This is a genomic window from Acinetobacter sp. WCHA45, assembly GCF_002165255.2.
Classification (GTDB): Bacteria; Pseudomonadota; Gammaproteobacteria; order Pseudomonadales; family Moraxellaceae; genus Acinetobacter.
Genome location: NZ_CP028561.1, coordinates 1,677,954 through 1,700,735 on the forward strand (window position 1 = coordinate 1,677,954; position 22,782 = coordinate 1,700,735).

Annotated in this window: 13 protein-coding genes and 4 pseudogenes; 6 read left to right on the forward strand and 11 right to left on the reverse strand. The window is 38.7% G+C overall.

Annotated elements, in window-relative coordinates; genetic code table 11:
- Nucleotides 1-42: 42 nt before the first annotated feature.
- The 8 genes and pseudogenes from CDG55_RS09505 to CDG55_RS09545 form a co-directional block, all read right to left on the reverse strand.
- On the reverse strand, nucleotides 43-2,718 hold the full coding sequence (locus tag CDG55_RS09505) for a beta strand repeat-containing protein (protein WP_087536133.1): 2,676 nt from the start codon (nucleotides 2,716-2,718) through the stop codon (nucleotides 43-45).
- A gap of 39 nt (nucleotides 2,719-2,757) precedes the next feature.
- Nucleotides 2,758-3,252: a hypothetical protein gene (locus CDG55_RS09510; RefSeq protein ID WP_087536132.1), complete on the reverse strand. Its 495-nt coding sequence runs from the start codon at nucleotides 3,250-3,252 to the stop codon at nucleotides 2,758-2,760.
- A 237-nt stretch (nucleotides 3,253-3,489) separates the two neighbouring features.
- Nucleotides 3,490-7,521: a beta strand repeat-containing protein gene (locus CDG55_RS09515; RefSeq protein ID WP_087536131.1), complete on the reverse strand. Its 4,032-nt coding sequence runs from the start codon at nucleotides 7,519-7,521 to the stop codon at nucleotides 3,490-3,492.
- Nucleotides 7,508-10,195: a DUF11 domain-containing protein gene (locus CDG55_RS09520; protein WP_087536130.1), complete on the reverse strand. Its 2,688-nt coding sequence runs from the start codon at nucleotides 10,193-10,195 to the stop codon at nucleotides 7,508-7,510. The genes CDG55_RS09515 and CDG55_RS09520 overlap by 14 nt, the downstream gene beginning before the upstream one ends.
- 19 nt (nucleotides 10,196-10,214) lie before the next feature.
- Nucleotides 10,215-12,875, reverse strand: coding sequence for a DUF11 domain-containing protein (locus CDG55_RS09525; RefSeq protein ID WP_087536129.1), 2,661 nt, complete (start codon nucleotides 12,873-12,875; stop codon nucleotides 10,215-10,217).
- 348 nt (nucleotides 12,876-13,223) lie between these two features.
- Nucleotides 13,224-13,388: pseudogene (locus CDG55_RS09535) on the reverse strand (hypothetical protein); the annotation flags it as partial.
- Between the two features lie 225 nt (nucleotides 13,389-13,613).
- Nucleotides 13,614-13,787, reverse strand: a complete 174-nt coding sequence (locus CDG55_RS15265) for a cbb3-type cytochrome oxidase assembly protein (protein WP_143225229.1) — start codon at nucleotides 13,785-13,787, stop codon at nucleotides 13,614-13,616.
- A 44-nt stretch (nucleotides 13,788-13,831) separates the two neighbouring features.
- Nucleotides 13,832-14,650 carry a hypothetical protein gene (locus CDG55_RS09545; RefSeq protein ID WP_213066152.1) on the reverse strand — a complete coding sequence of 273 codons (819 nt, stop codon included), beginning with the start codon at nucleotides 14,648-14,650 and terminating at the stop codon, nucleotides 13,832-13,834.
- 193 nt (nucleotides 14,651-14,843) lie between these two features.
- On the opposite strand from CDG55_RS09545, the pseudogene CDG55_RS09550 reads away from it, so the two are divergent.
- Both CDG55_RS09550 and CDG55_RS09560 read left to right on the forward strand, forming a co-directional pair.
- Nucleotides 14,844-15,124 (forward strand): annotated as a pseudogene (locus CDG55_RS09550) (cytochrome ubiquinol oxidase subunit I); the annotation flags it as partial.
- Between the two features lie 246 nt (nucleotides 15,125-15,370).
- On the forward strand, nucleotides 15,371-16,783 hold the full coding sequence (locus tag CDG55_RS09560; protein WP_087536127.1) for a PLP-dependent aminotransferase family protein: 1,413 nt from the start codon (nucleotides 15,371-15,373) through the stop codon (nucleotides 16,781-16,783).
- Here the strand turns inward: CDG55_RS09560 and CDG55_RS09565 are convergent.
- Nucleotides 16,780-17,844, reverse strand: a complete 1,065-nt coding sequence (locus CDG55_RS09565; protein WP_087536126.1) for an AraC family transcriptional regulator — start codon at nucleotides 17,842-17,844, stop codon at nucleotides 16,780-16,782. The two genes, CDG55_RS09560 and CDG55_RS09565, sit on opposite strands and share 4 nt — an antisense overlap.
- 118 nt (nucleotides 17,845-17,962) lie before the next feature.
- Here CDG55_RS09565 and CDG55_RS09570 point away from each other — a divergent pair, with 118 nt between their 5' ends.
- Nucleotides 17,963-18,679 carry an enoyl-CoA hydratase/isomerase family protein gene (locus CDG55_RS09570; protein WP_087536125.1) on the forward strand — a complete coding sequence of 239 codons (717 nt, stop codon included), beginning with the start codon at nucleotides 17,963-17,965 and terminating at the stop codon, nucleotides 18,677-18,679.
- Nucleotides 18,680-18,716: 37 nt separating this feature from the next.
- Nucleotides 18,717-19,544 (forward strand): SDR family oxidoreductase, encoded by an 828-nt coding sequence (locus CDG55_RS09575; protein WP_087536124.1) that lies wholly within the window; start codon nucleotides 18,717-18,719, stop codon nucleotides 19,542-19,544.
- 62 nt (nucleotides 19,545-19,606) lie between these two features.
- On the opposite strand, the pseudogene CDG55_RS09580 reads toward CDG55_RS09575, so the two are convergent.
- A pseudogene (locus CDG55_RS09580) lies at nucleotides 19,607-19,741 on the reverse strand (Glu/Leu/Phe/Val dehydrogenase); the annotation flags it as partial.
- Nucleotides 19,742-19,748: 7 nt separating this feature from the next.
- Between CDG55_RS09580 and CDG55_RS09585 the strand changes: the two are divergent.
- Nucleotides 19,749-20,039 (forward strand): annotated as a pseudogene (locus CDG55_RS09585) (IS4 family transposase); the annotation flags it as partial.
- 332 nt (nucleotides 20,040-20,371) lie between these two features.
- Here the strand turns inward: CDG55_RS09585 and CDG55_RS09590 are convergent.
- Nucleotides 20,372-22,099, reverse strand: a complete 1,728-nt coding sequence (locus tag CDG55_RS09590) for a glutamine--tRNA ligase/YqeY domain fusion protein (RefSeq protein ID WP_087536122.1) — start codon at nucleotides 22,097-22,099, stop codon at nucleotides 20,372-20,374.
- Nucleotides 22,100-22,265: 166 nt separating this feature from the next.
- On the opposite strand from CDG55_RS09590, the gene CDG55_RS09595 reads away from it, so the two are divergent.
- Complete coding sequence (locus CDG55_RS09595; RefSeq protein WP_087536121.1) at nucleotides 22,266-22,775, forward strand: peptidylprolyl isomerase; 510 nt, start codon at nucleotides 22,266-22,268, stop codon at nucleotides 22,773-22,775.
- The last annotated feature ends 7 nt before the right edge of the window (nucleotides 22,776-22,782 follow it).

Sequence of the window (22,782 nt, forward strand, 5' to 3'; positions counted from 1 at the left end):
TTAATCAATTCATTTTGAGCAATCGAAATTACTTAATGAATATTAATTATTTACTTTGATTACAAACTCTAATACCGCGCTTGTATTAGGTACAAGAGGTGTTTTCTCAGCAGCGATAGTACCTGTTGAACCATCAGTTAATGCAGCAGTTGAAGTACTTAATGTCGCATTTGTAGCTACTGGAGATGCACTTGCAATCACTTTCAACGTTGTATATGCAGGTGTAGCATCGCTAATCACAACATTAGTTACGTCAGCATTACCTTCATTCGTTGCAGTAATTCTATACTTCACACATTCGCCTGGTTTAGCAGAAACTGTATTTTGAGTATAAGTACCAGCTGCACCCGTTACACAGTTAGCTAAAGATTGCTCTTTCACTAAACGCACTTGACCACTTGTTACAGTCGTTAAGTCAGTGTTCACTAGATCGGCAACAGACTGACCACCAACAACTGTTGGTTTGATCGTTAATACAACTGCACTTGGTGTTCCAGCAGTTGCATTTGTTGGAGCTTGAACTTTGATGAGTAAGTTAACAGATGCACCACGAGCGATACTTCCAGTTTTCACTGCAAGATCACTACCTGTGACTAATTCACCAGAATCAGCTATACCATCGTTATTCGAATCTACATATAAGGTTGTTACCCAACCATTTGCAGTTTGGTCATTCGTTAATGTAAACGGTAATGTATTGGCTGTCGCACCTTCAACGATGTTACCGTTGTTGGTTAAGGTATGCTTGTAAACAACCGTACCACCTGGTGCAACTTGTCCAGTACGGTCACTTTGCAAGCTAAGGATACGATTAGTTTCAACTGTTACACGATCAGACATTACATCTGTTAAGCCAGTAGCAGGAGAAGAAACTTTAAAGATAACTTCTTGATCACCTGCTGGAGCATTTGCTGGAGGCGTTACAACTGCAACAAGTTTAACACTACCGCCAGTTGGTATATTACCTGTATTCGTGATTGGAGCACCTGTTGGATTACCTGCACCATCAGCTAAGTAATATTGAACCGTCCAACCCGCTGGTAATGTAGGTGATGTAGATAAATTATAGTTATCTCCAGTTGCACCTTTATTATCAATTGTTAATGGGAAGTTAGTTGCTTGACCAGGTTTAGTTGACTTGGTGTCAATATATTGACCTGTATCTTGACCAGATGCGCCAGCAACTGCACCCGAGCTATTCGTTGCATCACCATTGTGTAAGTCAACTGTTGATGCTGTTACTTGACTAATCGTTAAAGTAATCGTATCTGGTGTTGCAGTTGGGTTAGTTACTGGAGTAGCAGTTAAAATTGTGTTAATTGCTGTTGCTGTAGAATAAGTTGAAGGTAGAGTTACCTTCGTAACAACTTGGTATGTAGCGCCGCTTGCGATTGGACCCGTGTCTGCAACACCATCACCATTCGTATCAGTTAATGGCGTTACACCATCAGCTTTGAATAATTCAACAATACTACCAGATGGTAAACCGAGTTTATTAACTGAAATATTAAACGCTTCAGTTACATTACCAGTGTTATGTACAACGATTGGTTCCCCAGTAACACCAAAAACAACTGGCGTACCTTGAGTTGTTGACTTAGTAATGACATCAGGTGTTGGGGTTGCTGTTGATTGTCCATCAGCAAAAGCATCCGTAGTACTATCGTTGATTGTACCTTTTTTAACACCTAACACTGTTACATCGTTCGGGTTAGATGGTGTTTTACCTTCTGTACCTGGACCATCTGGATCCACTTCAGCGATGTTTGTAATGATACCAGCTGGAGTATTTTGGTTTACTCGAACTTTGAATTTCAATACACCACTGCTGTTTGCAGCAACTGTAGGAATAACTAATGTTGCTGTTCCTGAAGTGAAGTTATATCCATCAGCATCAGCTGCATCACTTACAGCTGTACCATTTACTGTAGCAGAACCAGTAACATAAGTTAAACCAGATGGAAGTACGTCGGTGATCGTAACGTTAGTTGCAGTCGTGTTACCCGTATTTTGATAAGCTAAAGTATATTCAACTTCACGTGCTACAGGGCTTGATGAAGTAGCATCTACATTACTAACGCTTGCAGATTTTAATAAACTAATTACAGCGCCATTGGTAATCTTAACTGTATCTACGTTTTTAGCAGTTACACTTGTATCATAACCACTGATTGCTGAAACCGTTAACTTACCAAGATCATTAGCAAAAATGTTGTTGCTTGCTGTTGTTGCTTGTACGATTAAGTTAACAGATTGGCCTGCTGCTAAAGTTACGCTTGTTATAGGAGTTTGGCTATCTGGAACACCATCTTTGTTGGCATCAAGATAAACGTTTAAACCGCTGAAATCGAAATTATCAGTTGTGTTATCACGTGTATCATTATTGACAACAGCTACGTTAAAAGTATCGCTGCCATTACCAGTATTTGTTAATGTGTGAGATAAAGATACTTGACCATTCGCGTTAGCAGTTTTAGTTTGATCAGCGAGCAACGTGAAACTTGCTACTTGCAATACAGTCGTACTAACTACGTTTGATGTCACAGTTTTATTAGAACCATTGCTATCAGTATAGCTTGCAGATGCAATGTTACTAATGTTTGTGCCCGCACTAGGAGCTGCTGCGTGTGCTGAAGGAAGGAAAGCTGCACCACCTGCAACAAATGCAATCGAAGCTGCTAATTGCGTTAGCTTTAAACGTTGAGTTTGATTTGACATTCGGAAATTACCCCTGTTGAATATTCAATGTCAGTTTGTTTAATTTTTGGTTTTGTCACTGTTAATACGCGTTTGCGCTGATACCGTTACAGATTTCCCAGCAGGAAGTTCTGCGATCGTCCAACGTAATGCACGATAATCTTTCAGTGGAACATTCACCATTTGATTACCCTCTTTGCGTTTTAAAGGCATCGGGGCAAAATTTGTACCGTCTGTACTTGCTTGCGCGTTTTCTGGCTCAGATTTCGCCAAAAATAACGTTTCTACGGGTATTGGTAACGTCGCAGCTAAGTTTTTAATTTTTCCTGATGTATTATTTGTATACGTTGCACGATACTCAATTACATCATTTGGCTTCACTTTATTGACTAACTTAGCTACTGGCTTCCCATCTGTGCTTACACTAATGAGATAGGTTTTTAATTCTACGGATACAGGATCTTTTGCAACTTTAGTTTCAGCAGAAACACTAACCGCCAAAACCAAACTAGCTGCACCAAGTAAACCTTTTTTCCAATTATCTTTTAAATGCATGTTTATTGTTTCCACACTCAACACCTTAAACTTTTGAACATATTCTATTCTATAGACAAAGTTCAAAATAATTTTTAACATTACTAAAATACAATACTTTTATGTATTTTTGTTGAAAAAAATCACTTTTTTTGTAAAAAAACATCTACTGGTTCAAACAATTAAAAAAACTCTATACCAGCTATCAGCACAAAGTATGCCAAATCAATAATATTTTCGGCATACTTTATCTATAATTTACTTTTGCGACACACAGAACCTTAGAGTGCCTGAAGCTGATGGATTTAATAACCCAGTCAAGCTCCATTCAAGATAATCACCGGAACGGTTTGTATTACAAGTATTTCCACTTGGTATAAGTCTACAACTCATACTGCCAAAATTAGTACCAATTGGTAAACTATCTTTCACTTTTACGTTCTGTAGTTTCTTGGTACTGTTATTTTTATAGGTGATTTCATACTCTAAATTATCTTGCTTAGAAGCCTGATTAGTCGTTACAAATGCGTTTGTATCGGAAGATGTTGAAGGACAACTGCTTACTGCACGTACCTTTTTTGTCAGTGTCAAACCAGCACTACCAATAAGTGTCACATCCTGACGTTTAAGCGTTTGCCCTGGAATCGTTTCTGGTGGATTTGTCAGAACAAATTGATAGTCCGCTTGAAGAGTTCCAATATGTTGTGCGCCCGCAGCAACATTAGTTGGTACATGAACTCGCTGTACTAAACAAATATCAGCACTTGGCTGTAATAGAACAGTACTTGCAGCAGTTGGGTTAAATACAACTTCACCCATATCTACCTGACCATTACAGTTCGTATCTCGATAAACCAATGCTTGCCAAGGTTGATCGGCGCTAGCATTTGGTCGCTGAGTCTGAGTCTGTACTAATTGAGTGAGTTGAACTGGAATTTGTGTGCTTAAACGGTGAGGATAGTCCGTGACATCTCCAGCAATAGCTGTATGTTGCCCATCTTCATTCAACACAACATTAATAATCACATCACCAAAATTATTCGCTGTATAGCTTGTTGCACTTGTCTTGGTTAAAGCAATTGTATCTGATGAACGGGTGTAGCCCGTTGTGCCACTGACAGAAATATATTCAGGTAAATTCTGTTGAACAATACAAAAAGATGATGGTAATAAGCTTTGTTCAATTGAGAAAGCATAATCACCATTTGCACTTGTCACTGTCGAAGCTAGTTGTGTAGTTGTACTACAGTTAATCAAACGAATTTTGCTATTTGCAATCCCAACTTCACCTGCATCTTGTATGCCATTATATGCTTTACTCGCATCTAGCGTTGTTCCGCTATTATCAACAAATACTCGTCCAGTAATATCAACGTAAATAAGCTTCGTATTTGTAAACGTACAAGTAATATCGGCGCCCTCTTTTATGCGAACAGCGGGAATCGTCACAATATTATTTACAAGCGTCCAAAAAGTACCTGTATTCCCTGTTACACCGCTATTTGCATCTACACAGCTGACACCTGATAAGACATATCCTGCTAAAGCACTTTCTGTAAAAGAAACATCTGTATTCAATGTTTGCGCCCAAAGCTGTTGTGCAGAGGTTGCTGTGGTTCCTGCTGTGACTGTAGTTACAGAATCCGTGGTAACTGCTGTTGTACTATTTACAAGATTGCTAAGATTAATATAGTTAAACGTACCCGTCCCATTCACAGAGTTTTTAGCAATTTTAATTTTTGCACCATCTATAATGTTAATACTGACAGGAACACCTGTACCTGTGACTGTGTCATAGTTTGCAGTCGAACAATTCCCACTTAAAGACAAACCAATTGGTCCATAACCACCTGCGGAGTTTTCTGCATCCGACCCTGATAAATTGTAGGTATTACGATTGACGATACGATAGCTAATGCGATGATAACCAGCACTGAAGGCGGAAGCTGTGGTAACAGTTACACCACCTGGTGCCCATCCGTTTGTGCTCGCCACGACATTACCATCCACCATAATATATGCGCCATCATCCACGCCAACACTCGTATTTCCAGTACAAACTGTTAATGTTTGCGAACTCGGAATATAGATCCCTGTGGTAAATTCCCAAGCACGGCGGTTATCGGCAGTCTGCATAGTAGGGAGTGATACCGTTCTTTCAGCAGCTGCCCCCATATTGCCAATAATGCGTTGGATCATGGGTGCAGCGGTGCTGCTGGATGCCAAATAAACTGAGTCGCCGAGTGCTGGCCCACCATAGGAAAGATAAGCACCCGTCGGGCTAGTTTGGCTTGGAGGCCAAGCTGCTGCAAGTGAACTTCCCTGATTTACATTACTGCCTACAGGCGTACTTCCCCCAGTTCCTTCATAACCCACCCAAAAGGCACCATTGGTTGTTGACTCATTTTGCTGGTTGCTACCCCAAACCTTATACAGTGTTTCGCCTGCGCCGCTACCCGGGTTAAACTCATCACTCGAAACTTTAACAGTCGCTTGCTGAGCAGTACCCAAAGAGGAAGCTGCTGTTGTGCTGTAACTCACAGATAATTGTTTTATAGCTCCATTCGCCACGCTCCCTAAAGGGCATGTCCAGTTGCTACCACTTTGGGCACACCCCCCCCCACCGACAACACTTACACCCGTTACTGTCACACCAGTTTGTGGTGCGGCAATATAGGTTGCGATGGCATTGGTTGCATCGTTCGACCCTTCATTTTTAATATTGATGGTTTGTGTACCAACTCGTCCTCGTACAATCGTGGGTAAATCAGGAGTAATTGTAAAACGAGCTTCCTTAACCGCTGGATCAGGTGTCGGGGCTACAATGATCGCATTGACTGAACTACTAACAGGCGTATTCGATGAGGTTGACTCTATTGTTGCTGTATTGGTTAACGTACCTGCTGCGGTTGCTGTACCCTGAATCGTGATTATACAGGTTGCTGTTGTTGCACCTGTAAACAGTCCCGAAACTTTCCAGCCTGCGGTATTATCGCCTGTTAATGTAGGAGTACAGGAAGTAGTAACAGGGCTTGAACCTCCTGTACCTTGTGTCGTAGCTGGTGTTCCGACAATAGAAACATTTTTTAAACTGACTGGGAGTGTGTCATTAAAAGGTAAATTTACAACTGTCCCACCCAATGTTGCGCCTGATGGCGTATTGTTGGTAATAGTTAATTGATATTGCATCAATGAACCAAGAGCCACATTGTTCAACTGAGTTGATACAAATGTGTCTGTGTTGCCTACACGTTGACTTTTGACAAGGGCAATTGCACTATCAGCATCCATACTGGACATACCAAAGAAAAAAGCATCTCCCCATGTTGATTGATATGTTGTAGTACGTGATGTACGTTTATCCCCATCTCCACGAATATAGATATCGAAATTTAATTCCGTAATACCCTTACCTTCAACATAAACACTACCACTAGCACCATTAGCTGTTGATTGTGAAGTAATTTTATCCGCAGTATTAATAATATTGTTACCATCAATAGCAAAATTTTTATTACCTGCAATCCGTTTTAAGGTTACGGTCGTATTGCTTACGCCACCTGTAAAAGTAAATTCTGCTGCAAAACCTAGCTCTGTGTTAGAGGTTGTATTATCAGTTCCAGCTCCAAGTCCTGATACCTGTAAAATAGGATTGTTCACAGGACGATTAAATTTTATATTAATTGCTCCAACTTTCACTCTTTTTTTATAAACATCAGTTGTTGGAGGATTAGTTACCAATGTCGCTACTTTCGCTATTAATGCTACACCCTGATTGGCAGTTACATTAATTCCACCTGTAGTACCAGTTGAACAAGCTATTTTATCCATACCATTACTACAGCCAGTAGGAGCATTTTGTATGGAAGCAGCAAACATCTCATTACTCCCTCCTCCAATGGCATTTAAATTTTTCAAAATGGTATCTGAAGATATAACACCTGTCCCAGTATTTAGACTCCCACCTATTCTGACATCAGGGTTACTTCCACCTAATGAACTTGTAATTGTATAAGTAACTGTTGTGGTCGGAGTATATTCCTCTGGATTATTATCAGTTGGATTATTTCGGTTTAATAAAAAAGTATGAGTTACAGGACCTTGTGTTGGACCATTCCCTGAACCTGAGCCTGCAAAAATCTCAATCGTTGGTGGAGCAGCCAATACAGCTTGACTACACATCAAACAAGTTAAGATAAACAAAACCAAAGTATATATATAACTAACTTTATGATTCATCATGCCGTAATTAGAGCTATTCTTTTTCATTTTTTGCTTACTGTCCAACATAGCGCACCCCAAAATTAAATTCATAACTTTGATTTGCAGCCACACTATTTAATGTTCCTGAAACCGCACCAGCATTACCAACTGTGGGAGCCGTCATACCACTACATGATGTGCAGATAGGCGATTGAGATAAAACTGTATAGGCAGGCGTCATGTCTCTAAAGGTAAATGCAGTACTCATAGCAGTAGCACTTGTATTAGTTAAAATCACCTTATACAAAACACATTGACCTTGACCATTTGCTTGTTTACCGATATTGAGACTATTTGTTGTATAGGACTCATCAGCTGTGCCATTACAATCAAAATCACGTGCTTGCAACTTACTCAACTTCAATTGTCTCTGATTCACTGTAGTTACATCAGTAATTGATGCCAAAACTTGACCATTGGCATTATTCGTTAAATTAATCGTGGTGGTATTCGCTTGGGCAATATTATTTGCTACAAGATTTTTAACCTGAAGCAATAATTTGACTTGTGTATGTGCTGCTAATTTTCCACCCGGCAAGTCAGCTAAACTTCTCATCACCAAATCCCCAGCATCAAAAACACCATTTCCATTTACGTCATAGAAAAGAGTGCTGTTAAACTCAACCTGATCGTTATTCGAAAGGAAACTGTAGTTCCCTGTATAATCAACATCAGTATTATTGATTAAAAGATGACTATAAATGACGGTGCCTAATGGCGAGACTTGTCCACGAGAATTTGGCGTGAATTCTACTTTAGCTACAGAATTGACACTTTGAATAGTAATCGCATCCATAATAATATCTTGGCTCGGATTACTACTATTATTAACACTTACAAAACTTGTAGAAAGAGCGCGGAAATAGATCGGTGTAGTTAGACTACTGTTCAATTGATCCACTTCAACAACAGCACAGATTAACTGACTTTCACCATTATTCAGATAGATGGTTTTACCTGTTTCGCTACCCATGACACTACAGTCTGAACCATTTCCAGAAACATAAAAACGAACACGGTTCACACCATTAGGCAAAGTTAAGCTTGTAAAATTACTCGTCGAGTTCGCACTAAGTAAATATTCAGTTCCAATACCAGTATGGCTCACTTTTAATGGAAATATTGCTTGCCCACCGGCAACAGGATTGGTACTTGTTGCGGCAATCACGATTTTCCACGGATTACCAGCGTTATCAACATTCCCATTACCCGAACCATTGTTTTCAGGACTATTCGTCAAATCAACTAAACGTGCTACCGTTGTGGCAAGTAAATTACCCTGATCTTTAATCAAACTTGTTTTGCTAATATCACCTAAAGACTGAGCTTGAGGTGAAACTTCGAATGTCGTATCAGTCGTTACAGCATAACTACTAGGTAAACGTACTTTAACAACGATTGGTAAATTTACGCCTGCGGATAATAAACCTGTATCAGGAATACCATCTCCATTGCTATCTAATAATGGGGTTACGCCATCTGCACGATAAAATTCAATTTGGCTACCTGTCGGAAATGTACTACCTGTCATTGTTACATTAAATACATCAGTATTATTACCATTATTCCAAACATAGTTATTAAAGCTAAGCTCCCCACCTTGAGCCGCAGCAGAAGCAACAACCGTAGCACTATTGTTTACATCAGTTGCACTACCATTAATTTTGACATCATAAATTGAAGCAACATTAAGTACAGCTATGTTACTGAGATCAGATATATTTGCTGTTGTTGTATTATTATCATGATCATACCCAAAATTAACGGTATTATTAATTGGTCCAGCAGTTGTTTTATTTACTTTAACTTTAAATTCAATATAGCCAGTTGCATTTGCTGGTATTGAGCTAATGACTGCAGTTACAGTATTTGATGTCACACTGTAATTGATTCCTGCTGGATCGTTACTCCCAGTACTTGGATTTACAGCTGTACCGTTCCAATTCTCACCAGCATTTAGTTGATAAACCAAACTTGAATTGAGTGTATCTGTTAAAGTTACAGAGCCTGTCGCTGTACTACCTAAATTTTGATAATCTAAACGAACGGTAACAACGTCTCCATTTGCCACGCTTGTTTGAGAAAACTTTTTACGAACAACTAAAGCAGACTGATTCGTAACAGTTGCTGTATCGACATTGGTCTTTGTTCCAGATGCAGTATTTAAAGAATTTACAGTTAATGTTAATGATCCATTTTGACTAACCGTTGCACCACTCGGTACATTTGCCGCCACAATAAGACCAACTGACTCGCCCGCACTTAAAGAATAAGAAGTAATCGCTGCGCCATCAGGCACGCCATCATTATCTTTATCTAAAAATACAGATAGATTACTGTAGTCATAGCTATCCCCAGTATTATTTGTCACTGCAAAGGTATACTGGTCGACTTCATTACCCGTGTTAGTCAAAGTATGGTTAAAATATACAGTCTGACCCGCTACGACATTTTTAGTATTATTTGCCGTCAAATTAACAGAATAAACTGGAAGAATCGTTGTTTGAACTAAATTCGAACGGCTGACTTGAACAACGGTTGAACCTTCTTCAGTGTACTCACCGATCGCCATATTACTAATGATTTGGCGTGTAGGAACAGCAGCAGAGCTAGACTGATGCACTCCCAACAAAGTAACCAACAAAATCCCTAAAGTGATCTTGCTGTTGCGGATATTTTCTAATGTATTGATTATATTCATCTTCTAGCATCCGCCTAACTTAAGGTGTAACCTGAATAGAAAAATACAACGCTGCTTGCTCCTGTGGTGCAAGTGCTCCAATATTTCCAGATATTTGATCTCCACTCACAGCTACAGAACCCTTACTCACTGACGGCGGCAATGCATTTCGCAAAATACTATAAGCAGGTACCACATCATTAATCACAACATTCGCTGCTGGTGTTGAACCATCATTTTTAATTGTTAAACGATAGGTAACGCATTGATTTGGTTTAATCGTCAATGGGTTACTTGCATAGGTCGCAGTGGCAACATTCATAAGTGCACATGCTTCATCTTTAGACTGTTCTTTGGTCAGACGAAGTTGCGTAGGATCAACTGTTGTTAAATCTGTATTTTGAATTGTTGTAAGTGTTAAACCTTGGATTGTATTCGTGGCAGAGACGACGATATTTGCTGCACTAGAAATACCATTTACTGCAGTTAATGGAGCTTGAACTTTTAAAATTAGCTGAACTGAACTTTGAGGGTTTAATCCACCTGTTATAGACAAATCAGTAGCGATCGGATCTGTAGTATCTAATACACCATTATTATTGGCATCGTAATACAAAGTATAAATAAAACCATCATTAATGTTTTGAGGGACTACGCTAAGACTTACTTTTCCGCTTGTATCACCTTCAACAAATGTACCCATATTTTTTAATGTATGCAGATATACAACCGTACCGCCGACATTAATCCGCCCTTGTTGATCATTTGCTAAAGTCAACTTGCGTACAGCTACATCAACTTGATCTTTAATACTGTCACCTTGAGCATTCATCGGTGATTTCATAGCGAACCAAATAGGTAAACTTGTCAAAGTCGTATTCGCAGGAACAGTGACAACGGCGCAATACTGTTTAGTTGTTCCAGCCGCCATGTTGCCAGTACTGGTAATTTCACCTTGTAAGGTTTGACATGTTGCATCACCATTATAGAACTTCACTACCCAATCAGTTGGTAACGTCGTATTGATACTATTAATGTCGATCGTTGTACTCGATGCATATAAATTATAATTATTTGAGGTCGTGCTGTTATTTCGAATAACAAGTGGGAAAACAGCTGTTGCACCTTTTACAGCGTTTTTCACCAATAAGGCTTGCCCACCCGAACCAGTAACATTCCCAACCCCCACACCTGAATTGTTGCTGTTATACAAATCGCTTTCGCCCACAGCAACTGTATTGACTAATCGATCACGCGTACTATTTTTTACACTAGTATCTGTTACGGAAGTTGCGGTAATGTCGAAATCCATTGTACTTGTAGAAGTACAATTCGATGGGAAATAAACCCCTAATTTAATTCTTTTTGAAGTGCCGTTAGCCAATCCACCTGTATCAATGACACCATCGCCATTAGTATCTGTCAGCAATGTCCGACCATCTGCATGATATAAACGAACTACAGCACAACTTGGTACGTTACTTTTAACGAAGCTTAAATTATAAGTATCAGTCGCCTGTCCTGTATTCCAAACATAGTTATCAAACTGGATTTCTTTTGCTACACCCCCAAACGTATTATTTTGGGAGTTTAAGTTATTCAAGCCACCGTTTGGCTCGCCATCATCATTCGCGTTACTTGGGCTATTGTTAAGTACAACACCTAAGGTTTGCTGAACGTTAAAAATTACAGTATTGGTTAGCGTATTTTTCAGAATAGCATTTGATGCATTGTATTGTTGATAGTCGGCGGTATTGGCAACTTTTTCGGCAGCATTCGCATTCACAGTGACTTTAAAACTTACTGTGCCTTTACTTAAAGCTGCCACACTTGCAAGCTCTACATCTACTTGCCCATTACTCACTTTATATTTTATTGGCGCATTTGCACCCGTCTCAACATCATCAGCATCAGTTAACGATCCTGAACCATTCCCCCAACTACCGCTACCCGATTTATATGTTACATCTGTAGCTAATATATCTCTCAATACGAGTTTTGCTGCCGCAGTACCCGTATTTGTATAAGCTAAGGTATAAGTAATTTCCGTGCCAGTTTTACCCGTGCTGATATTCTGTGATTTCGTCACTTGAATTACAGCATCATCAACAACTTTTGCTGTATCACTTACGGTCATAGCGATCGCATTATCATGCTGGCTTGTAGCTGTTAAAGTAAAATTAGCGACGTTATTTGCAGTTAGGTTGGTTGGGATACTTCCAACGACAACTAATGAGGCAAATTCGCCACCTTCTAAGCGAAAACTTGTGGTTGAATTCAGTAAATTATTATTATCATCAGGCTCGCCATTCTGATCCCGATCGATGTAAACTGCGATATTTTCCAGATCAAATTGATCATTCGTTAACTGAGTAAGGCTTAATTTATAGTCGTCTACAATGTTACCAGTATTGGTTAAAACATGCGGGAAGTTAACTTTGCTTCCAATAGTCCCGATATTTTGTTGATTACTTTGTAAAGTTAAAGAGTAAATTGGTTGAACAGTTAAAATAACTGCATTTGAATTAATAACTTGCAAATTACCTTGTTCATCATAGAAGTCACCACTTGCAATATTGGTGATACTACTTCCTGCTTTTGGTTGAGCAAATGCAATAGAACTATGAAATCCAATAAACAAGCCAAATAAAGCGATAAATGAAGTTTTTGAGACAGCACTTTTTTTGAATCGGCTTATCATGTTTCATAACCCACAAAAATGTAAAATTGATTTTTTATTGATAAATTGTACGGTTTTATTGACAATCTTCGCAAAAGAATACTACAAAAATATCGACTTGAACACACAAATTAACAAAAAGGTGATGTTTTTATTACAGATTATCATTTGTAAAAAACCTGTAAATTCCTGTTATTTATAAATAATACTTATGAAATGATTAGGGTCTGTTGACATTTCGTCATGGCAACCAAATGTATATGCAAGCTAAAGCAAAAGAAATTATCAAAGTTCTGTTGCTATAGCCTGTATATTTTTATGGCTACCTTTATAGGGTTAATTATGAACAGTAAGTGTCAACAGACCCTAAATATTCAGTAAAGTAATTGAACCTTTTTTTAAAATATCTTGCCTTTTTAGATTTCGAGCGACACTCAGTAATGCGCCCCATCCACCTGCGGGTTGGGTATAGGGTTCAATTCTGGCAAAATTAGTATTTTCTTGCTTATGAATGGTTTGTTCTGAGTTATCAATCATGTTGCCCTCATCTGAGCTATTTTTTAACATTTGCTACAGATAGGATTAACATGAATTATGCTTCTTTTCTATTCTTGATTTGTCTCATTCGAACAATTAGAGCGTTAAAATCTCTCTTGATTTTAACAATTACAACCAAGCCCAAAACAAAAAAACTTACTGGCAATTGCTCAAAATCACCAGTAAGAGAGAAAAACCAAGCTTAGGATTAAAAAACATAAGCTATTGCTTCGATTGAGCTGATGATTGTACATGAGCAGCATTTTGCTTCTGTTGCGATGGCATATAATCAGGTTGGTTGCTCACAGCCAGAAAGAAAAAGACTAAAAATAAACAACCCAATAAAATACTGATTCCAACCGCAAGGTATGGGAATTTTGATTGCTGTTGAGACATAAGTTCTGCTCCTATTGAAAGACTAAAATTTAATTCATAACAATCTACATAGTGGATAGAGCCTTAAAACTAGCGCCATTTTGAATACGGGTTTGCATGTATTCGGCATAGACCGATAACTTTTCAAAAATATGTTCCGAATAGAACATATCCTCGATTAAATGTGCCGCTTGGGTCGGACTAAACTGACCAATCTTTGCGACTAGATTTGCATTAAGACTAGAAAACAAAGTACATAAGCTTTTGTGTGCTTCATCTTTGTTTTTAAATAGCAGCCTACGCATATTAATCAATTCATCATTGAGCATGCTTGGCCTACGATCAGCGTGAATCACATCAATTTTTACATCAAAATAATCTTCTAGGATTTGAATCTGTTGCTGATCTAAAGATAAATGTGTAACCAAGAAAATATGAAAAATATCTGTACGACACAATGCTTTGACTAAACAACGGAACAGAAAATCTTGCTCTGCTTTTGCATCATCGACCAGCTCGATATAAAGCTTGAGGCTGTGGATGACATCTTCGATTTTAAGATTGACACTTTGCTCAGCTTGATAGTATTGATTCAATATCTTAAGTACAGAGGATGAGACTGGCGTGGTATAAATCACAGGCTGATTTAAATTAGCAATCATAAATGGTGCAAATAAATAGGCAAGATTATTATCATTTTCCACTATTGCAGCTTGAGCAATATAAGCGACCTTCTCCTTAGAAAAATCTCTCAGTACCTTGCCCCTTAATAAAGTGGCTTCCAGATTTACATATTCTAGACTTAGCTGTTGTTGTACCGCTTGCGAAGGGACTTTGCTTTGAAAAAGCTGAGTCAACGCATTAAGTTCTTTAGTGATAAACATAGTCATACGCCATTCAGTCCGAATTAGTGTCATTCAAACGACTTACAATGCTTGATCAATATTTAACACACTGCATCGTTGCTTGATGCTATTTTGAACCAGGTACAAACAAGTGAATAGCTACAGAGTTTCGCTAAAAAAATATAACAGATCATTTATGGATCTTGGTCTAACTGCTTTATAATTAGCTCGAATACAGTTTGCATTTACTGTTTCATTTCACATTATCTTTCCTGCCACCTTGATTGGTCTCGCTTGTTTTCTTGCTAAGCTGGAATGCAAATGGCTATGTAGTCAAAATCCCATTTATAATGCGGGGTTCCTCAGCATCATGCTCTTTGGTTGGGGACGGGTCAACCCCAAAGCGCATTTTTTGCTACCCTCATGGTTGCAATCGGCACCTGTATTTCCATGTTTTGGATAGTATCCTCTAACAGTTGGATGCAAACACCGCAAGACTTTAGCATAGAAAGTCGTACTGAGTATTTCGGAATAAAGTCCGTATTGGTGATGAAGGCTATCACTAGGAGCTTTGTATGAAAATAAAATCGCTGCATTTAAATCCAGCCTAATGGTTTATAATCTTATGGTTAGTCGGATTTTTTGCACTCGCCATCTTTGCAGGTCTATTTAGATTACTCTTGATGTTTGCTTATTAAAAAATGGGTGGAATAGCTTTTAGATGAGGTCTATTCCATCAATACGGATTTACTTTATTTTATGTATAAATCAGAACAATTAGCACATAACTTGAAACTGCTTATTGAAAATGGTTCTTGGCAGCCACACACCAAGTTACCCTCTTTACGTGAGCAAGTACAACAATCAGGTTTCAGTCTGATTACCGTAATGAATGCTTACCAAGAACTGGAAGCACAAGGACTGATTTATTCAAAAGAAAAGTCAGGTTATTTTGTGGCTGAGCAAAATCATATTCAGATTCCACAAGCCTATTCAGTGGTGTCTTTAAATCCGAAAATTGAAATTAACTCACTCGTTTTTAAATATCTCAAATCAATTCAATCTCCCAACGTCAGCCCATTAGGTTCTGCCTTTCCAGACAGTCAGTTGCTGTATCCCCCAAAACTGATTCAAATCATGGGGCAACTTTCTCGCAATCGACATAGTTATGACCAAACTTCAAATTTACCTCCCGGTAATTTGGCACTCAGAAAGCTGATTGCGCAACGCTATTGTATGCAAGGCATTCCAACCGATGCAGATGACATTGTCATTACATCAGGTGGACTAGAAGCATTAAATCTTTCACTACAAGCCATTACGCAACCTGGTGATTATATTTTATTGCAGCAAACAATTTTTTATGGTGCTTGGCAAGCTGCTGAACGTTTGGGTTTAAAAGTCATCACCATCCCAGAACATCCACAGCATGGCTTTGATATTGAAGCTTTTGAACAAGTCATCAAAAATTATCCAATCAAAGTCTGTTGGTTTATGCTGAATGCACATAACCCAATTGGTTTTACTGTCAGCGATGACATCAAATATAAAATCGCTAAATTGTTGCATGAACATCAAATTCATTTAATCGAAGATGATGTTTATGAAGAAATGTTTTATGGCAGCCAAAAACCATTGCCAATGAAGTATTTTGACCAACAAAATCTGGTATTACACTGCTCTTCTTTTTCTAAAACCTTAGGTTCAAGTTTCCGTATGGGCTGGGTCTATGCAGGTAAATTCTCTGAACATATTCAACATTTACAATTGATGAGTACTATTTCTGCCAATGCGCTGATTCAAAATGCGCTGGTGGAGTTCCTCTCTCATCATCATTATGAAAAGCATTTAAGAACTCTGCGACGTGCCTTAGAAAAGAATAAAAAGCAATTCTTTCAATATCTCAAACAACATCTACCGAAAGACTGTAAGGTGTATAACTATCCAAATGGTTATTTTTTGTGGATTCAACTCCCTGACAAAGTCAGTAGTATGCAAATCTATGAGCAACTGATTCAGCATCATATTGGTGTTGCGCCAAGTCCCTTATTTAATGTGTTGCCCTCACATCAACATTTTATTCGTATGAATTGTTCTTTTGAATGGACAGAACAAATTCAGCATTCGCTAGAGTTATTCATTACAACGATTCAACGTCAAATACCCAATTAATTCAGTTTGGATAGATTATTCTTGCGATACTGACTCGGTGTTTCCCCAAACATCTTTTTAAAGGCACGAATAAAATTGGTGGTTTCTTCATACCCTACCAAGCAAGCAATATCCTGAATACTATATTGCTGCTGTTGTAGTAATTTCTTGGCTTGATTAAACCGAACCTCAGCCAAGATTTGCAAAAATGTGGTGCCCTGTGCTTGCAAATGCCGCTTAATCGTTCGTTCTGACATATTTAAGCGCTGTGCAATCAATGGAAGTGAGGGATAACCATGACTAGAATGATATAACAACTCAGAACGAATACTTTTTTGTAAGTCCCGAGTACTTTCTTTTACGAGTTTAAGCTTGTCATTTTCACAATACAAAATAGCCTGTTGGAATGCAACTTGATCTGCATTCAAATTCTTACAATGTAAATATTTTTTAGAAAATCGAAAACCATTACATGGTTGATTAAAATGAATATTTATCTGGGATAAATCAATTTTTTCATAATTCTGAGCATCTGCCCAATCCACAAAAACCTCACAACTTTCTGCAATTTTGTCAGAAAATAAAGTGAGAAAATGAATTGCTCCAAACAATAAGCTCTCGATCAGGAAATGTCTTAACTGATTAGATTGTTCTGCATCACCTAATTTCACTGGATGAACATCATCTAGATAAACATAGATAAACGTTTCATCTATATGCCATTGAGGGGTAAAATTTTGAATTCGAGTACAAAAATACTGCTGACAAAGACTTAACGCCGTTTCAACATCCGCACAACTGAGAAATGCAAACCCTAAAGCCCCATGCGAAGTTGGACGTAACCTAAACCCATATTCAATCCCAAGACGCGGATTCCCCGTCAATCGTAACGCATTCACCACCAATTTTGACCATTGATGCGCACTCATCTTGGCATCGGCTTGTTGCATTTCAGTCGGAATCAATCCCGTTCCATACAAAGCGATGTGTGCATCAATGCCGTATTCATAAACGATTTCTAATAATACATGGGCATAAGAAACAGAGATGGTTTCTTGAAACAATCCAAAAGGATCACGCATGACACATCCTATGTCCTAAAATGATCATTAATATGGCATAGTCTCCCCTATTGAGCGAGTATTTTCTTCGAAATAATAACCTCAAGATTGATGACTAAAACAATGGGGAATTGCTGAAATGGCAAGCATGACACTCGATAAACAGCAATCGACCTATGTGCTGAATTTGACCAATGGCAATCAGGAAAATGCTTTAAATAAAGCGGTATTAGAAGAATATTTTGCTATTTTTGATGAAATTGAAAGTGATAAAAAGAATGCCTGTTTAATTATTCGAAGTGAGCATCCTAAAACCTTTTGTAACGGCTTAGACCTTGCTTGGTTAATGCAACAATCATTGGAAGGTAAAAAAGCCTTTACCCTGCAACTTGAAAATATGTTGCTCCGTTTAGCATTACTCAACTTACCTGTAATTGCTGAAATCGGTGGTAATGCTTATGCAGGCGGTGCAATTCTCGCGTCTGCTTGTGACTTCCGATTTATGCGATCAGATCGAGGACGTTTTTGCTTTCCAGAAGTCCATCTGGGCATTCCTTTTACAGATATCATTGCTGAAATTGTGCAACTACTTCCTAATCAACATGCAATTTGGGAAATGTCTTTGACAGGCAAAACCAGGACAGGCACTGAATGTCTACAATCCCAACTCGTTCATCAAATTGAACCAATCGAATCATTAAGTCATGAGGTGTTTAAATTTGCAGAAGATATGGCAGAAAAACACCGCCAAACCTATGCCGTGATCAAACGTCAGCTCCGCCATCGAATTGTAGAGATTGCCAAGCAACGCCAACTCTATGATCCTGAAAAATTTGCTCACCCTTTTATGATCTAATTCAACGTTTACAACAACTCAAATCTAGGAAATATCAATGAATAATATGCAAGGAAGAACTGTTTTTATTACGGGCGGCAGTCGAGGTATTGGCAGAGCGATTGCGTTAAAAGCAGCTCAGGCAGGTGCGAATGTCGTGATTGCAGCAAAAACCGAAGTCGAGACCACTAAATTAGCAGGTACGATTTATAGTGTGGCTGAAGAAATTGAAGCTGTAGGCGGCAAAGCATTGCCACTGTTACTAGATGTTAGAGATGAACAGCAGATTCATGCTGCTATGCAACAAGCCGCCAAAGCCTTTGGCGGAATTGATGTGCTGATTAATAACGCAGGTGCAATTGCATTAATGGGGGTGGAATCCACCTCATTAAAACAATATGACCTGATCCAAACCATTAACCATCGTGCCACTTTTATTTGTGGCCAAGCTGCATTGCCCTTTTTAAAGCAAGCTGAAAATCCACATATTTTAAGCTTATCACCGCCTGTAAATATGTCACCGAAATGGCTCGGGATGCTTGCACCTTATGCTTTATCTAAATACGGTATGACGATTCTGACTTTAGGCATGGCGGAAGAATTTCGTCACTATGGTATTTCATGTAATACGCTTTGGCCTGAAACTTATATCGCAACAGCAGCCGTTTCGAAGAATCTAGGCGAAGAAAATACCTTACAGGTCAGCCGTAAACCACAGATCATGGCAGATGCAGCTTTTGCGATTTATAGCACGGCTAGAGGTGAACTTACAGGACAAAGCCTGACCGATGAACAAGCTTTGTCTCGTATTGGCATCACTGATTTCACTCACTATGCCTGTGTCGGTGGCAATACGCAGCTCCAAAAAGATTTCTTTTTGGATTGATCCAACAATGAAAAAACGACCTTAAAACATGTGTCTTAAGGTCGTTTCAAAAGCAAAGAAAATTAACCTGGGAAAATACCACGCTCTTTACGTGCTTTTAAAATACGCTCACAACCTAAAATGAAGGCAGCAGTACGTAATGTACATTCTTTCTCGCTTGATTTATGCCATACATCATTGATGGCTCGCATCATCAACGGCGAATTCAATCTTGAAAATACTCTTTTAACAGACCCTAGACGAGTCAAGAAATTGATAGCAGTGCTAGCCATCGGTTTCTGTTGGTGCTATTTAACGAGTGAATGGCAACATGATCGAAAAAAAGCGATAAAAATAAAGAAGCATGCACGACTTTCAGTAAGTTTATTTCGCTACGGTTTGGACTATGTTCAGATGGCTATTCTACGTTTGATTGGTTTTGGAAAAAAAGAAGAATTTAAGAAAGTGCTCGCAATTTTAAGAAAGAAAAAGCCTGATAGGACAAGAACCCTATGAAATTTGTCGTGTACAGAGAAAATTTTATTACAGAAACAAACATTAAGACCAATAAGTAACGACAGTACTCGCAAGCTATTTTCTAAAAAAGCAATAAAATAACATTATTCATTTACACTCTTTTAGTTGGAATAAAAATATGATCAAGTTAATAAAAAGTTTTCACTCAATCAATACCTATTTATTCATGTCGACGGTTTTACTTATTTCAATGATTATTTATTTCTATCACATAAATCCATAATATAATAGAAAAACCCAATTTAAAATTGGGCTTTTCCATGTCTAAACTAAATTCTTCGAGCTAAAAAGAGTTCAAATTCGCCTAAAGGTTATTTCTTCTCTACTTTAAAGCTATCTTTAAGATCAAGAATACGGTTAAACACTGGTTTTTCAGCTTGATGATCATGTTGATCTGCAACAAAGTACCCCTCACGCTCAAACTGAAAACGATCTTCAGGTTGCGCTTGTGCCAAAGCAGGCTCAATCACCGCTTGAACGACTTTTAATGATTCAGGATTTAGATTTGCCAAGAAATCATCATCTGCATCTGGCGCAGCTTCGGTAAATAAACGATCGTAAATACGAATTTCAGCAGGTATACCTTTCGTTGCAGAGACCCAATGAATAACCCCTTTGACTTTACGACCTTCAGGGTTTTTGCCTAACGTTTCAGGATCAATTGAACATTTAAGCTCAATTACTTCACCATTGGCATCCTTGATTACTTCATCACACTTGATCACATAAGCATGGCGTAAACGCACTTCGCCTTCTGGAATCAAACGTTTAAATCCTTTTGGTGCAACCTCTTCAAAGTCTTTACGATCAATATAGATTTCACGTGTTAAAGGAATGATACGTTCGCCCATATCAACATTTGGATGACGTGAATGAGTTAAATCTAATTCTTCAGGTAAATTAGTCAATGTGACTTTTAATGGATTCAGTACAGCCATTCCACGCGCTGCGGCATTTTCCAAAGATTGACGGATACAGAACTCCAGCATTGCCACATCCACGATACCATCAGTTTTTGACACACCGACACGCTTACAGAAATCACGCAAGCCCTCTGGGGTAAAACCACGACGACGCATCCCAACAACTGTTGGCATACGCGGATCATCCCAACCCTGTACATGGTTACCCTCAACCAATTTACGCAATTTACGTTTAGAAGTAATCGTGTAATCGATGTTTAAACGTGATGACTCATATTGACGCGGTACAGCCTGAGAGTGGACTTTCTCAATCACCCAGTCATAGAATGGACGGTGATCTTGGAACTCTAAAGTACAGAGTGAATGAGTAATCCCTTCAATTGCATCTGACAATGGATGAGCATAGTCATACATTGGATACATTTTCCACTTATCACCTGTCTGGTGATGTTCTGAATGCAATACGCGATAAAGGATTGGATCACGCATATGTACATTCGGGCTTGCCATATCAATTTTGGCACGTAAAACCGCTTTACCCTCGCCCAATTCACCATTACGCATTTGCTCAAAACGCGCCAGATTTTCTTCCACAGTCGCATTACGGTATGGTGAGTTTTTACCTGGCTCCACAAAGCTACCGCGATTCAACTTGATTTCTTCAGGTGTTTGCAAGTCCACATAGGCATCCCCCTGTTCAATTAATTGAACAGCCCACGTGTAAAGTTGATCGAAATAACCAGAAGCATAGCGAGGCTCACCATTCCAGTTAAAACCTAACCATTTCACATCATTGGCAATACCATCAACATATTCTTGTTCTTCGGCATCTGGGTTTGTATCGTCAAAACGTAAATTACATAGACCATCAAATTCTTCGGCAATACCAAAGTTCAAACAAATTGCTTTGACATGACCAATATGCAGATAACCATTTGGCTCAGGCGGGAAACGAGTTACAACTTTTTGGGTACGACCTTCTTTTAAATCATCGGTAATCACCTGACGTACAAAGTCCAAGCCTGCCTGTTGTTCTTGCTGCGCGGCATCGACAGAGGCATGAGTATTCGGCGTCGGGGTCTTTGGCAGTTCTGAAACAACATCATTTGGCTTCATAGGGTGTAAATCACTTCTTACAGTTAAAAATGGGAAATAAAAACGCAATCTTTGCTATTTATGAAAGATTTTAACGTTTTTTACTTGCCTTGTAGTTTACAGTTTGCTTATGCTTCTCTCAACCAAAAACCCATGGTCACAAACCCATGTTTAGGAGATTAATGTAATGAGTTTTCCTCAAGTCGAATTAAATACCAATAAAGGTCGTATTGTTCTTGAGCTTAACGCTGAAAAAGCACCAAAAACGGTTGCAAATTTCTTAGAATATGTACGCGACGGTTTCTATGACGGCGTAATTTTCCACCGTGTGATTGATGGTTTTATGATCCAAGGTGGTGGCATGGACGAAAACTTCAAAGAAAAAGCAACACGTGACTCAATCGAAAATGAAGCTGACAACGGCTTAAGCAACGATGAAGGCACAATTGCTATGGCACGTACGCAAGCTCCTCATTCTGCATCTGCTCAATTCTTTATCAACGTAAAAAATAACTCTTTCTTAAACCACACAGCGCCAACTGCACAAGGCTGGGGTTATGCGGTATTTGGTAAAGTTGTAGAAGGTATGGATGTTGTAGCTGCAATTAAAGGTGTGCGTACTGGTAACCGTGGTTACCATGCAGATGTTCCTTTAGAGAACGTTGTGATTGAATCTGCTAAAATTATTTCTGAATAATTTGATC

What these genes read in the sequence shown, in the direction of transcription:
- CDG55_RS09505 (WP_087536133.1), bottom strand. Translation starts at nt 2,718, where the DNA reads ATGTCAAATCAAACTCAACGTTTAAAGCTAACGCAATTAGCAGCTTCG.
- CDG55_RS09510 (WP_087536132.1), bottom strand. Translation starts at nt 3,252, where the DNA reads ATGCATTTAAAAGATAATTGGAAAAAAGGTTTACTTGGTGCAGCTAGT.
- CDG55_RS09515 (WP_087536131.1), bottom strand. Translation starts at nt 7,521, where the DNA reads ATGTTGGACAGTAAGCAAAAAATGAAAAAGAATAGCTCTAATTACGGC.
- CDG55_RS09520 (WP_087536130.1), bottom strand. Translation starts at nt 10,195, where the DNA reads ATGAATATAATCAATACATTAGAAAATATCCGCAACAGCAAGATCACT.
- CDG55_RS09525 (WP_087536129.1), bottom strand. Translation starts at nt 12,875, where the DNA reads ATGATAAGCCGATTCAAAAAAAGTGCTGTCTCAAAAACTTCATTTATC.
- CDG55_RS15265 (WP_143225229.1), bottom strand. Translation starts at nt 13,787, where the DNA reads ATGTCTCAACAGCAATCAAAATTCCCATACCTTGCGGTTGGAATCAGT.
- CDG55_RS09545 (WP_213066152.1), bottom strand. Translation starts at nt 14,650, where the DNA reads ATGTTTATCACTAAAGAACTTAATGCGTTGACTCAGCTTTTTCAAAGC.
- CDG55_RS09560 (WP_087536127.1), top strand. Translation starts at nt 15,371, where the DNA reads ATGTATAAATCAGAACAATTAGCACATAACTTGAAACTGCTTATTGAA.
- CDG55_RS09565 (WP_087536126.1), bottom strand. Translation starts at nt 17,844, where the DNA reads ATGCGTGATCCTTTTGGATTGTTTCAAGAAACCATCTCTGTTTCTTAT.
- CDG55_RS09570 (WP_087536125.1), top strand. Translation starts at nt 17,963, where the DNA reads ATGGCAAGCATGACACTCGATAAACAGCAATCGACCTATGTGCTGAAT.
- CDG55_RS09575 (WP_087536124.1), top strand. Translation starts at nt 18,717, where the DNA reads ATGAATAATATGCAAGGAAGAACTGTTTTTATTACGGGCGGCAGTCGA.
- CDG55_RS09590 (WP_087536122.1), bottom strand. Translation starts at nt 22,099, where the DNA reads ATGAAGCCAAATGATGTTGTTTCAGAACTGCCAAAGACCCCGACGCCG.
- CDG55_RS09595 (WP_087536121.1), top strand. Translation starts at nt 22,266, where the DNA reads ATGAGTTTTCCTCAAGTCGAATTAAATACCAATAAAGGTCGTATTGTT.